General features: G+C 65.3%; 13 protein-coding genes. 4 read left to right on the top strand and 9 right to left on the bottom strand.

Going from position 1 to position 12,749, the window contains the following annotated elements; translation table 11 throughout:
* Window positions 1-16: 16 nt before the first annotated feature.
* Window positions 17-448 carry an Lrp/AsnC family transcriptional regulator gene (locus K2L43_RS03290; protein ID WP_012655610.1) on the bottom strand — a complete coding sequence of 144 codons (432 nt, stop codon included), beginning with the start codon at window positions 446-448 and terminating at the stop codon, window positions 17-19.
* A gap of 112 nt (window positions 449-560) precedes the next feature.
* Between K2L43_RS03290 and K2L43_RS03285 the strand changes: the two genes are divergently transcribed.
* On the top strand, window positions 561-1,613 hold the full coding sequence (locus K2L43_RS03285; RefSeq protein WP_220638492.1) for an ornithine cyclodeaminase: 1,053 nt from the start codon (window positions 561-563) through the stop codon (window positions 1,611-1,613).
* Window positions 1,614-1,897: 284 nt separating this feature from the next.
* Here K2L43_RS03285 and K2L43_RS03280 read toward each other — a convergent pair whose 3' ends face one another.
* The 6 genes from K2L43_RS03280 to K2L43_RS03255 all read right to left on the bottom strand — a co-directional run bounded on the left by K2L43_RS03280 (window position 1,898) and on the right by K2L43_RS03255 (window position 7,236).
* On the bottom strand, window positions 1,898-2,635 hold the full coding sequence (locus K2L43_RS03280; protein ID WP_011804066.1) for an amino acid ABC transporter ATP-binding protein: 738 nt from the start codon (window positions 2,633-2,635) through the stop codon (window positions 1,898-1,900).
* Window positions 2,636-2,657: 22 nt separating this feature from the next.
* Window positions 2,658-3,329, bottom strand: a complete 672-nt coding sequence (locus K2L43_RS03275) for an amino acid ABC transporter permease (RefSeq protein ID WP_011804065.1) — start codon at window positions 3,327-3,329, stop codon at window positions 2,658-2,660.
* 1 nt (window position 3,330) lies between these two features.
* Window positions 3,331-4,083, bottom strand: a complete 753-nt coding sequence (locus K2L43_RS03270; RefSeq protein WP_011804064.1) for an amino acid ABC transporter permease — start codon at window positions 4,081-4,083, stop codon at window positions 3,331-3,333.
* A gap of 120 nt (window positions 4,084-4,203) precedes the next feature.
* Window positions 4,204-5,103, bottom strand: coding sequence for a transporter substrate-binding domain-containing protein (locus K2L43_RS03265; protein WP_011804063.1), 900 nt, complete (start codon window positions 5,101-5,103; stop codon window positions 4,204-4,206).
* 122 nt (window positions 5,104-5,225) lie between these two features.
* Complete coding sequence (locus tag K2L43_RS03260; RefSeq protein WP_172206126.1) at window positions 5,226-6,116, bottom strand: amino acid ABC transporter substrate-binding protein; 891 nt, start codon at window positions 6,114-6,116, stop codon at window positions 5,226-5,228.
* Window positions 6,117-6,297: 181 nt separating this feature from the next.
* Entirely contained in the window at window positions 6,298-7,236 is a 939-nt protein-coding gene (locus K2L43_RS03255; protein WP_011804061.1) for a LysR family transcriptional regulator, read from the bottom strand.
* Between the two features lie 250 nt (window positions 7,237-7,486).
* Here K2L43_RS03255 and K2L43_RS03250 point away from each other — a divergent pair, with 250 nt between their 5' ends.
* From K2L43_RS03250 to K2L43_RS03240, 3 genes are read left to right on the top strand one after another with little or no spacing between them, the layout of a single operon-like run.
* Window positions 7,487-8,077 (top strand): TRAP transporter small permease, encoded by a 591-nt coding sequence (locus K2L43_RS03250; RefSeq protein WP_012655605.1) that lies wholly within the window; start codon window positions 7,487-7,489, stop codon window positions 8,075-8,077.
* Window positions 8,074-9,372, top strand: a complete 1,299-nt coding sequence (locus tag K2L43_RS03245) for a TRAP transporter large permease (RefSeq protein WP_220638491.1) — start codon at window positions 8,074-8,076, stop codon at window positions 9,370-9,372. Before K2L43_RS03250 ends, K2L43_RS03245 begins: the two co-directional genes overlap by 4 nt.
* A 33-nt stretch (window positions 9,373-9,405) precedes the next feature.
* Window positions 9,406-10,437, top strand: a complete 1,032-nt coding sequence (locus K2L43_RS03240; RefSeq protein WP_012655603.1) for a DctP family TRAP transporter solute-binding subunit — start codon at window positions 9,406-9,408, stop codon at window positions 10,435-10,437.
* Between the two features lie 113 nt (window positions 10,438-10,550).
* On the opposite strand, the gene K2L43_RS03235 is transcribed toward K2L43_RS03240, so the two are convergent.
* The gene (locus K2L43_RS03235; RefSeq protein WP_220638490.1) at window positions 10,551-10,865 is read right to left on the bottom strand and encodes a nucleotide pyrophosphohydrolase; all 315 of its coding nucleotides are present in this window, start codon (window positions 10,863-10,865) and stop codon (window positions 10,551-10,553) included.
* Window positions 10,866-10,883: 18 nt separating this feature from the next.
* On the bottom strand, window positions 10,884-12,731 hold the full coding sequence (locus K2L43_RS03230; RefSeq protein WP_220638489.1) for an ABC transporter ATP-binding protein/permease: 1,848 nt from the start codon (window positions 12,729-12,731) through the stop codon (window positions 10,884-10,886).
* Window positions 12,732-12,749: the final 18 nt, after the last annotated feature.

Here is a 12,749-nt window from a genome sequence, read left to right as displayed (position 1 = left end):
CGCTCGGGCGGGACGATCACAGCTTGTACGTGGACAGCAGGATGCTGGTTTCGGTGCGCGCGATGCCCGGCGTGAGCCGAATGCGCGTGAGCGCCAGGTCGAATTCCTCCAGGCTCTGCGCGTGCAGCTCGGCCACGATGTCCCAGCGGCCGTTGGTACTGTGCAGCGCGCCGACCAGCGGCTCTCCACGCAGGGCGCGAATCACGTCAGGCGCCGCGTTCCCTTGCACTGCAATGCTCATCCAGGCGCGGATCCGGTGGGGCTCCGATTCGGGGCGCAGCCGCACGGTGTAGCCGACGATGACGCCCTCTTCCTCCAGCCGGCGCAGGCGGTTCTGAACGGTGCCGCGGGCCACGCGCAGACGTACGGCGAGCGCCGCCACCGGCATGCGGGCATCCGCACGCAGCAGCGCAATGATCTCGCGGTCGACGTCGTCCATGTTGCGCATAGTGCCACGGGTTGCTGGCGAAACGCCAGTTTTTTGCGCTTATTGAGCAGTTTGTAGGCTGGCCGCAAGCGCAGGGCCTGTCCACAATGGGGAAACACGTTGGACCGACACCATGACACGCCTCATTGATTTGCCGACCCTTGCTGCCTTCGTGCATGAACGGGGTGCCGCACGCTGCATGACCGAGCTGGCGACCGAGCTTCGCGCCGACTTCCTGCGCTGGGAGTCTTTTGACAAGTCCGCCCGCACGGCCAGCCACAGCCCGCGCGGCGTGATTGAGCTGATGCCCGTGGCTGACGATGCGCTCTATAGCTTCAAGTATGTGAACGGCCATCCCGGCAACCCTGCCAGCGGACTGCCTACAGTGATGGCCTTCGGCGTGCTGGCGGAGGTCCGTACCGGCTATCCGCTGCTGCTGTCGGAGCTGACGCTGACCACGGCGCTGCGCACCGCTGCCACGTCGGCGCTGGCGGCGCAGGCGCTTGCACGACCCGGCAGCCGCCGCATGGCGCTGGTTGGCAACGGGGCGCAGGCGGAGTTCCAGGCCCTGGCCTTCCACGCGTTGCTGGGCATCCGCGAACTGCGGGTGTACGACACCGACCCCGCCGCCACCGACAAGCTGGTGCGCAACCTGGCGCATGTCGATGACCTCACCGTGGAGCGCGCCGCCAGCACGGCCGAGGCCGTGCGCGGCGCGGACATCGTGACCACGGTCACCGCCGACAAGAGCCGCGCCACCATCCTCACTCCCGCGATGGTGGAGCCCGGCATGCACCTGAATGCCGTGGGTGGCGACTGCCCCGGCAAAACCGAACTGCACCCCGATGTGCTGCGCGGGGCGCGCGTGGTCGTGGAATACGAGCCACAAAGCCGCGTGGAGGGCGAGATCCAGCAATTGCCCGCGGACCATCCCGTTACCGAGCTTTGGCGGGTACTGCGCGGCGACGCGCCGGGGCGCACGCGGGCCGACGAAGTCACGGTGTTTGATTCCGTAGGCTTTGCGCTGGAGGACTACTCCGCACTGCGCTACCTGTACCAGCAGGCCCAGGCGCGCGGCCTGGGCGTGGATGTGGAGCTGGTGCCCACAGACGACCCCAAGGACCTGTTCGGCCGCACGCGCGGCGCGAGCGTCCAAGGCCGCACGCGGCTGCGGCGCGTGGCTTGACCGCCTCAAGCCAAATCAGGCTCTAACACCCATCCATAAAGCGCTAGCAGCTATCAAAATAAAAGCAAAAGGCGCCAATGGCGCCTTTTGCCCTTTTGCCCTTTTGCCCCTTTGCTTTTGTACGCCACCCGGGCAATCCTGGGCCACGGCCCATCCCACTGGCGCGCCCCGGACCATGGCAGCCGTGGGCCGGGCTCTGCCCTGCCGCCGGCTGCGCCCCCCTCCTGCAGCGCAGCGCTGCGAGTGTGGGGGAAGGCGCGAAGCGCCTCAGGGGGTATGCGGAATCAATGCTGCAGGATCTTGTTGAGGAAGTCCTTGGTGCGCGGCTGGCGCGCCTCGGGGTTGCCGAAGAATTCCTCCTTCGAGCAGTCCTCCAGGATCTTGCCGCCCACGTCCATGAAGATCACGCGGTTGCTCACCTTGCGCGCGAAGCCCATCTCGTGCGTCACGCACATCATGGTCATGCCCTCCTGGGCCAGGCCCACCATGACATCCAACACCTCGCCCACCATTTCGGGGTCCAGCGCCGAGGTCGGCTCGTCGAACAGCATCACGATGGGGTCCATCGACAGTGCGCGTGCGATCGCCACGCGCTGCTGCTGACCGCCCGACAGCTGGCCGGGGAACTTGTCCTTGTGCGCCGTCAAGCCCACGCGCTCCAGCATCTTCAGGCCGCGCGCCTTGGCGTCGGTGGGGTTGCGGCCCAGCACCTTGATCTGCGCGATGGTCAGGTTCTCGGTCACCGACAGGTGGGGAAACAGCTCGAAGTGCTGGAACACCATGCCCACGCGGCTGCGCAGCTTGGGCAGGTCGGTCTTGGGGTCGTGCACGGCCACGCCGTCCACGAAGATCTCGCCCTTCTGGAAGGGCTCCAGCGCGTTGATGGTTTTGATGAGGGTGGACTTGCCGGAGCCGGAGGGCCCGCAGACCACCACCACCTCACCCTTCTGGATGTTCGTGGAGCAGTCCGTGAGCACCTGGAAGCTGCCGTACCACTTGGAAACGTTCTTCAGTTCAATCATTGCAATTCCTTGGAACGCCGCTTCAGCGAATGATGGCGATCTTCTTGTGCAGGCGCTTGACCAGCCAGGACAGCGCGTAGCAGAGGATGAAATAGACCACGGCCGCGGCCAGGTAGGCCTCGATCGGGCGGCCATAGTTCTTGCCCGCGATCTCGAAACCCTTGAGCATGTCGTAGGCACCGATGGCGTACACCAGCGACGTGTCCTGGAACAGGATGATGGTCTGCGTGAGCAGCACCGGCAGCATGTTGCGGAAGGCCTGCGGCAGCACCACCAGGCGCATGTTCTGCCCGTAGGTCATGCCCAGCGCCTGCCCCGCGAACACCTGGCCGCGCGGGATGGACTGGATGCCTGCGCGCATGATCTCGCTGAAGTAGGCGGCTTCGAAGGCGATGAAGGTCACCACGGCCGACACCTCGGCGCCGATGGGGCGACCGATGATCATGGGCACCAGCAGGAAGAACCACAGGATCACCATCACCAGCGGAATCGAGCGCATGCCGTTGACATAGATGGTGGCCGGCACGTCCAGCCACTTCTTGCCCGACAGGCGCATGAGCGCCAGCACCGTGCCCAGCAGGATGCCGCCCACGGTGGCGATCACCGTCAGCACCAGGCTGAAGTACAGCCCCTTGATCACGAAGTTGCTGAACAGCTCCCAGGTGAAGAAGGACCAATCGATATTCAGGTTCATATCAGTGGCCTCCCCCGCCTGCGGCAATCAGGCCCGGCACCCGCGTGCGCTTTTCGATGAACGCCATGATGCGGTTGATGGCAAAGGCCGAGATGATGTACAGCGCCGTGACGGCCAGGTACACCTCGATGCCGCGTGAAGTCTCTTCCTGCGCCTGCATGGCGAACATGGTCAGCTCGGCCACCGAAACGGCAAACGCCACCGACGAGTTCTTGAACACGTTCATGGTCTCGCTGGTGAGCGGCGGGATGATGATGCGAAACGCCATCGGCAGCAGCACGTAGCGGTAGTACTGGAACGTGGTGAAGCCCAGCGCCATGCCCGCATAGCGCTGGCCGCGCGGCAACGCCTGGATGCCCGAGCGCACCTGCTCGGCGATACGCGCCGAGGTGAAGAAGCCCAGCGCAAACACCACCAGCACGAAGCCCGGCAGCGATTTCATGGCCGGGAAGATCGACGGCACCACGTGGTACCACACAAAGATGTGCACCAGCAGCGGAATGTTGCGAAACAGCTCGACCCAGGCGTTGCCCAGGCGCACCGTCCATGGACGGCCTTCCAGCGTGCGCAGCGTGCCGACCAGCGAACCGACCACCAGCGCAACGGCCAGCGACAGCAAGGAAACGGATACCGTCCAGCCCCAGGCTGACAGCATCCAGTCGAGGTAGGTGATGTCGCCGTTCTTGCCGAAGCAGCTTTGACCGACCTCTTGGGTAATGGTGTCCTGGCAGAACACCTGCCAATCCCAATTCATAGGAGCACCCCTTCTATTCTTCGATCCGTGTTGCCGCGGCGGCACATGGCGGCGCTGGCGCAACAACAAAAAACGCCCCTTCGGGCCCAGAGGCCGAAGGGGCGATGCAATGCAAGCCGATTACTTGACTTCGTACGACTCCATGGGCTTGTCGTTCGGATTCGCCCAGGCTTCCTTGGTGGCTTCAGACAGCGGCAGGCCGATCTTCACGTTGGCCGGCGGGATGGGCTGCATGAACCACTTGTCGTACAGCTTGGCCAGGCTGCCGTCTGCAATCTGGCGCTTGATGGAGTCGTCCACGGCCTTCTTGAAGGCGGGATCGTCCTTGCGGATCATGCAGGCGATGGGCTCCACCGACAGCACTTCGCCCACGATCTTAAAGTCAGAGGGGTTCTTGGACTTGGAGATGTTGGCGGCCAGAATGGAGCCGTCCATGATGAAAGCGTCGGCACGGCCCGTTTCCAGCATCAGGAAGCTGTCGGCGTGGTCCTTGCCCATGACTTCCTTGAAGTTCAGGCCATCGGCGCGCTTGTGCTTGCGCAGCGTCTGCACCGACGTCGTGCCGGTGGTGGTGACGATGGTCTTGCCGTTCAGGTCCTTGATGCCGGTAATGCCCGACTTGGCGTTCACGGCAATGCGCACCTCTTCCACATAGGTGGTCACGGCAAAGGCCACTTCCTTCTGGCGGGCCGTGTTGTTGGTCGTGGAACCGCACTCGATGTCCACCGTGCCGTTGGTCACCAGCGGAATGCGGTTCTGCGAAGTAACCGGCTGGTACTTGATCTCCATGTTGGCCAGGCCCAGCTGCTTCTGGATGTCGGCCAGGATGCGCTCACCCATCTCGGTGTGGAAGCCCACGTACTTGCCGTTGCCCAGGGTGTAGCCCAGGCCCGAGGACTCGCGCACGCCCAGCGTCACGGCACCCGTAGATTTGATCTTGGCCAGGGTGTCGTTGGCCTGTGCGAACGCGCTACCAGCGGCCAGGACGGTAATGGCTGCGGCCAGCAAATGCTTCTTCATGAATATCTCCTTGTGGGTGAAGCGAAAAGCGAAGTGTATTGAAATCGAACGACCGTTCTGAGGAACCGATGGCGGTCAAGCCACACCCTGCGGCGCGTTCAAGACAGGGGCGTATTGTGGGTTCAGAAGGGGACCTGATCGGTAGGGTATTTCCAGAAGTCCCGCAGCAGGTAGCTCACGGGCAGGTTCAGCGCACGATGGGTAGGCGCAATGGGCTGCATGAACCACTTGTTGTAGATGGCGTTGATCTCATTGCTCACGATCAGGCGGCGCATCTCCTCGTCCACCAACTTCTTGAACTCGGGATCGTTCTTGGGAAGCATGATCGCCAGCGGCTCGGTGGTGACGAAGCGGCCCACCACCTTCAGCGCCTTGGGGTCGGGGCGGTTGGCCGCCAAGCCATACAACAGCACATCGTCCATCACGAAGGCGTCGGCCTGGCCCTTCTCCACCATGACCACCGCGGCCTCATGGTCGGGCGCCTCCACCATCTGGATGCGCATCAGCCGTTCGCGGTTGGCCTGCTCGGCCGCTTTGTAGGGCGTCGTGCCTTTGGTCGACACGAGCTTCTTGCCTTCCAGATCCTCCATGCGCGTCACCGTGCTGGCCGCGGGCACCAGCAGGCGCGCACCCGTGATGAAGTGCGGAATGGTGAAGGCCACATCCTTGCGGCGCTCGGCGTTGTTGGTGGTGGAGCCGCATTCCATATCGGCCTTGCCGGTCTTCACCATCTCAATGCGATTGGCGGGTGTCACCTGCACCAACTGCACCGGCATGTTCTTCATGCCGGTCTTCTTGCGCACCACTTCGGCGATATGCAGGCACAGGTCCAGGGCGTAGCCCATGGGCTTGCCCTCGTGCACGTACGAAAACGGCACCGACGATTCACGGTGCGCCAGCACCAGCGGTCCGCCGCCGCGCACACGCTCCAGCACCCCTTGGGCTTGCGCGCCCACGGCGCAGCACAGCGCCACCGCGGCGCCCAGCGCCTTCCATCCTTGCTTGCAATTCATTCAGAGGGTCTCCCTTGTGCATGGCTTAGCAATCTCCGCACCAGGTGCGCGCCATGTTTCGGTGCGACCGTGCGTTGCCACATTTAGTTTCAAAGACTGTAATGTCGCGTGACCACGCAATCCAATGCCAGGGATGTGGGTTCGCATGCAAGACTTGCCTGCCAAGTGTGGTGCGCCCGCGTCAGATGGGGTTCTGTCCGGCGCGCGTCTGCAGGTACGTCCACAGGGACTGGGCCAGGCCCTTGGCCGGCTCCTTGCGCGAGGGCTTTTCGCGGTAGGCGCGCACTTCCATCACCATCTGCAGGTCCTGCGCATCGGGCGGCGCCGCGCTCAGGAGTTTGCGCGAACGCAGTTCCTTCTTCACCGCGCTGTAGGGCAGGAAGGCGACGCCGTGCCCTTCCAGCGCCATGGCCTTCAGGCCTTCGGCCATATCCGTTTCGTACACGCGGTCCAAGTGGATGGCCGTCCCCGCCTGCTTGAGGATCAGCTCCGTCACGCGCCCCAAGTAGGCCCCCGGCGCATACCCCAGGTAGGGCAGCGGCTCGCCAGGCCGGCCCGGCAGGCAAAACAGCGGCTGACCATCAGCGCCCGCCTTGGCGTAGGGGGCCAGTACCTCCTGCCCCAGCGTCACCATCTCGTAGCGGTCCGGGTCCAGTTGCAGGGGCTGCGATGGATGGTGGTAGGAGATGAGCAGATCGCAGCCGCCCTCCACGAGGCGCATCACTGCGTCGTGCACGTTCAGGGCGATCAGCCGGCTTTTGAGCGGGCCGAAGTCCGCCCGCAGCGCCGACACCCAGGCCGGGAAAAAAGTGAACGCCAGCGTATGCGGCACGGCGAACTCGATCATGTCGGTGCCCGCGCTGGTGTGCGCGCGCAGCATGGCGCGCGTGTTCTGCAGCGCCTGCAGCACCTCCAGCGCCTGGTCGTACAGCGTGTTGCCCGCGGCCGTCAGCCGCGTGGGGTAGGAACTGCGGTCCACCAGATCGGTGCCGGCCCAGGCCTCCAGCGCCTGGATGCGCCGCGAAAAAGCGGGCTGTGTCACATGGCGCAATTGCGCCGAGCGGCTGAAGCTGCGCGTTTCTGCCAGGCTGACGAAGTCTTCGAGCCATTTGGTTTCCATGGCCCGCATTATCGATGCGCCCAGGCAGGCCTTCTCGATGCGCCCAGGCAGGCCTTCTCCCCCTGTTGAGCGCGACTGGGCCGCCCCAGCGCCCTCCTGGGGAACACCCTGCGGCGGAGCACCGTACGTTTGATTGCAAAATAGGCCCTCTCGCGCCCACAGCGCAATCCTTCGACCAGGCCCCTGGTGCACAACACCGGAGGGCAGAGCGGCCAGCCTTTCATGTTCGACTTTTCTGTTCTCTGCCCCCATGTCCTCCCTACCTACCCCCGGGCCGGCCGACGATGCCGCCCCGGATGGCGCGCGCGTCTCTAGCGCCCCCGCCTCCAGCGAACCCCGTTCCCTGCGCATCGAGGACTGGCTCACCGTCATCGTCATGGCGTTGCTGGCGCTGATCACGTTTGCCAACGTGCTCGTGCGCTATTTCACCAATTCGTCCTTTGCCTGGACCGAGGAGCTCTCGGTCTTCCTGATGATCGTGCTGGCCCTGGTGGCTGGCTCTGCCGCGGTGGCGCGCGACCGCCACATCCGCATCGAATTCTTCTGCGACAGCGGCTCCGCAGCCCGCCGCCGCCGGTTGGCACAACTTGGCGCACTGCTGGTGGCCGTGCTGTTCGCGGTGATCGCCGTGCTCAGCGTGCGCGTGGTCTGGGACGACTACCGCTTCGAAGAAACCTCGCCCGGCATCGGCGTGCCGCAGTGGTGGTACTCGGTCTGGCTGCCCATCCTCTCGCTGCTCATCACCTGGCGCGCCATTGGCCTGCTGATCCGCCGCACGCGCCAGCCGGACGTGGAGTTTCTCGGCAATGACGCAGACGACAACGGAGAGCGCCAGCCATGATCGCCACGCTGCTCTTCGTCGCCTTCCTGGTGCTGATGTTTGTGGGTGTGCCCATCGGTGCCGCCCTGGGGTTGGCCGGCGCCGCCGCCATTGCGCTGGCCAATGCCGAGACGCAATGGTTTGGCCTGCTCGCCGTGCCGCAGAACTTCTACGCCGGGCTGGGCAAGTACCCGCTGCTGGCGATTCCCATGTTCGTGCTGGTGGGCTCGATCTTCGACCGTTCGGGCGTGGCGCTGCGCCTGGTGAACTTTGCCGTGGCGATTGTCGGGCGCGGACCGGGCATGCTGCCGCTGGTGGCGATTGCCGTGGCCATGTTCCTGGGCGGCATCTCCGGCTCGGGACCGGCCAACGCGGCCGCCGTGGGCGGGGTGATGATCGCGGCCATGAGCCGCGCGGGCTACCCCGGTAGCTTCTCGGCCAGTGTGGTGGGGGCGGCCGCAGCCACGGACATCCTCATCCCGCCTTCGGTGGCGTTCATCATCTATTCGGTGCTGGTGCCCGGGGCCTCGGTGCCGGCCTTGTTCGCGGCGGGCATGGTGCCGGGCGTGCTGGCGGGCATTGCGCTCATCGTGCCGGCCGTGTGGATGGCGCGCCGCCACCGCATGGGCCACCTGGAAGCCGACATGCCCCGCCCGCCGTTCTGGCGCAGCCTGCGCGAAGCCTCCTGGGGCCTGGCCGCGCCGGTGCTGATCCTGGGCGGCATGCGCGCAGGCTGGTTCACACCCACCGAGGCCGCCGTGGTGGCCGTGTTCTACGGCCTGTTCGTGGGCATGGTGATCCACCGCACCATTCAGGTGCGCGACCTGTTCACCATCCTGCGCGAAGCGGGCGAGCTCTCAGCCGTGATCCTGATCGTGGTGTCGCTGGCGGGCATCTTCGCGTTCTCACTGTCCACACTGGGCGTGATCGACCCGGTGGCCAACGCCATCGTGAACTCCGGCCTGGGCGAATACGGCGTGCTGGCGCTTTTGATCCTGCTGCTCATCACCGTGGGCATGTTCCTGGACGGCATCTCGATCTTCCTGATCTTCGTGCCGCTCTTGCTGCCCATCATGCAGCACTACCAGTGGGACCCGGTGTGGTTCGGCGTGATCCTCACCCTGAAGGTCGCACTGGGCCAGTTCACGCCGCCGCTGGCCGTGAACCTGATGGTCAGCTGCCGCATCGCAGGCGTGCGCATGGAGTCCACCGTGCGCTGGGTCGGCCCCATGCTGCTGGCCATGTTCCTGGTCATGGTGGCCGTGATCGCCTTCCCGCAGCTGGCCCTGTGGCTGCCTGCCCAGCTGGGCTATTGATTCGTTCGCATTTTTTCCAAGGAGACCTGTCCCATGAAACTTCGCACTTTCCTCACTTCCGCCGTCGCCGCTGCTGCGGCCCTTGCCTTCGGCACACCCGCGCTGGCGCAGAACTACAAGAGCGAATACCGCATGTCGCTGGTACTGGGCACCGCCTTCCCGTGGGGCAAGGGCGGCGAGATCTGGGCACAGAAGGTCAAGGAGAAAACCCAGGGCCGCATCAACATCAAGCTCTACCCGGGCGTGTCGCTGATCCAGGGCGACCAGACACGTGAGTTTTCCGCGCTGCGCCAGGGCGTGATCGACATGGCCGTGGGCTCCACCATCAACTGGTCGCCCCAGGTGAAGGCGCTGAACCTGTTCTCGCTGCCCTTCCTGTTCCCCGACTACGCGGCTGTCGATGCGGTCACACAGGGCGAAGTCGGCAAGAGCATCTTTCAGACGCTGGAAAAGGCCGGCGTGGTGCCACTGGCCTGGGGTGAGAACGGCTACCGCGAGATCAGCAACTCCAAGCACGCCATCAAGAGCCCCGCCGACCTCAAGGGTCTGAAGATCCGCGTGGTGGGCTCGCCCCTGTTCCTCGACACCTTCACCGCGCTGGGCGCTAACCCCACGCAGATGAGCTGGGCCGACGCGCAGCCCGCCATGGCCAGCGGCGCCGTGGACGGCCAGGAGAACCCCATCGCCGTGTACCAGGCCGCCAAGCTGCACACCGTGGCACAGAAGCACGTGACCATGTGGGGCTACATGAACGACCCGCTGATCTTCGTGGTGAACAAGGACGTGTGGAACAGCTGGACGCCCGCCGACCGCGAAGCCGTCAAGCAGGCCGCCATCGAAGCCGGCAAGGAAGAAATTGCCATCGCGCGCAAAGGCATGATCGAGGCCGACAAGCCGCTGCTCAAGGACATTGCCGCGAATGGCGTGACCGTGACGCAGCTGAGCCCCGCCGAGCGCGACGCCTTCGTGAAGGCTACGCGCCCCGTGTTCGAGAAGTGGAAGGGCCAGATCGGCGCCGACTTGGTAAGCGCAGCCGAGAAGGCGATTGCGGCGCGCAAACAGTAATGGGGCAGTAATGGGGCGCCTTGCCCCATAGCGCAGGCTCTGCCAGCGCTATCAAATCAAAAGCGGCTAGCGCCCTAACCACGGGCGCTAGCCGCTTTTTTACGCCTCACGCATCAGGGAACGGGATGCTTGACGGCGTTCTTGGCCAGCTTGCGCCGCACGGCAACTTCCAGGTCCACGCCCGCGTAGTCCGCCAGCTGCAGCAGGTACAGCAGCACATCGGCCATCTCGTCGCCCACGCGCTCGTGGGCGGTGGCGTCCTGGGTGAAGGTGCGCGACTGCTCCGGCGTGAGCCACTGGAACAGCTCCTGCAGCTCGGCCGCCTCCACCATCAGCGCCATGGCCAGGTTCTTGGGCGTGTGAAAGGGCTGCCAGTCACGCGCGGCGGCGAAGGCGCGCAGCTCACGCTGCAGGGCGGCGATATCCATGCTCAACGCTCCGTGCTTTCATTTTGATAGCTGCTTGCGCTTGCCACATAAGCGCTTCAGCCCGTTTTGACCATCATTCTTCTGCAGCGCCCACATGCGCGCGTAGTGCCCGCCGTGGGCCAGCAGCTGCGCGTGCGTGCCACGCTCGACGATACGGCCGGCCTCCATGACCAGGATTTCGTGCGCGTCCACCACGGTGGACAGGCGGTGGGCGATCACCAGGGTCGTCTTGTTCTGCGCGGCGCTGGCCAGCTCGGCCTGGATGGCGCGCTCGTTGGCCGAGTCCAGCGCGCTGGTGGCCTCGTCGAAGATCAGGATGGGCGGGTTCTTCAGCAGCGTGCGCGCGATCGCCACGCGCTGCTTCTCGCCGCCGCTGAGCTTCAGGCCGCGCTCGCCCACCGTCGTCTCGTAGCCCCTGGGCTGGGCGGCGATGAAGCCGTGGATATGCGCGGCGCGCGCGGCCTGCTCGACCTGGGCCTGGCTGGCGCCGGTGCGGCCGTAGGCGATGTTGTAGGCCACGGTGTCGTTGAACAGCACCGTGTCCTGCGGCACGATGCCGATGGCGCGGCGCAGGCTGTCCTGCGTGACCGCCCGGATGTCCTGCCCCGCGATGGTGATGCGCCCGCCCTGCAGGTCATAGAAACGGTACAGCAGGCGGCTCAGGGTGCTCTTGCCTGCGCCCGAGGGGCCGACCACGGCAACCGTCTTGCCGGCGGGAATCGTGAAGCTCACCCCCTGCAATACGGGCCGTGCGGGGTCGTAGGCGAAGTGCACATCCTCGAAACGCACGGTGGGCGTGTGCAGGTCCGTCAGCGGCTGGGCGCCGGGCGCATCGGCCACCTCCTGCTCCCTGTCCATCAGCGTGAACATCTTGTCCAGGTCGGTCAGGTTCTGCCGGATTTCGCGGTAGATCACGCCCAGGAAGTTCAGCGGGATGTAGATCTGGATCATGAAGGCGTTGACCATGACCAGGTCGCCCAGCGTCATGCGCCCCGCGGCCACGCCCTCGGTGGCGCGCCACAGCATGGCCACCAGCCCCACGGCGATGATGAGCTGCTGCCCGCTGTTGAGCAGCCCCAGGGTGCTGCGGCTCTTGAGCTGGGCCTGCCGCAATTGCTCCAGGCTTTCGTCGTAGCGGCGCGCCTCGAACTGTTCGTTGTTGAAGTACTTGACGGTCTCGTAGTTCAGCAGCGAATCGATGGCCTTGCTGTGCGCGGCCGAGTCGAACTGGTTCGCCTGGCGCCGGAACTGGATGCGCCACTGCGTCACGCCCACGGTGAAGGCGACGTACAGCACCAGCGCGGTGAGCGTGATGACGGCAAACCAGACGTCGAACTGGCGCGCCAGGATGAACAGCACCAGCAGTACCTCGACCAGCGTGGCGGCCAGGTTGAACAGCGCGAACGACACCAGCGACTCGATGCCGCGCACGCCGCGCTCGATGTCGCGCGTCATGCCGCCGGTCTGGCGCTCCAGGTGAAAGCGCAGGGACAGCGCATGCAGGTGCTCGAAGGTCTTGAGCGCGATGGCGCGCGCCGCGCCATGCGTGGCCTTGGCGAACACCAGCTCGCGCAACTCGTTGAACACCGCGTTGGCCAGGCGCAGCGCCCCGTAGGCCAGCAGCAGCCCCACGGGCACCACCAGCAGCGCCGTGGTGCTGCCGGCGGGCAGCGTCATGGCATCGACGAGCCTCTTGAGCAGTAGCGGCACCCCCACGTTGGCCAGCTTGGCGCCGACCATGAAGGCCATGGCCGCGACCACGCGCCATTTGTACTGCCACAGATAGGGCAGCAGGCGCTGCAGGGTGGCCCGGTCGGAACGAACGCGTGGGCTGTCGGAGGCGATGGCTTCGCCGTAGCGGCGCATGATGGACAATCCGTGGAG

The sequence above is a fragment of the Diaphorobacter sp. MNS-0 genome (assembly GCF_019602835.1).
Classification (GTDB): Bacteria; Pseudomonadota; Gammaproteobacteria; order Burkholderiales; family Burkholderiaceae_C; genus Diaphorobacter; species Diaphorobacter nitroreducens.
This window is presented reverse-complemented; position numbering and strand designations above follow the sequence as displayed.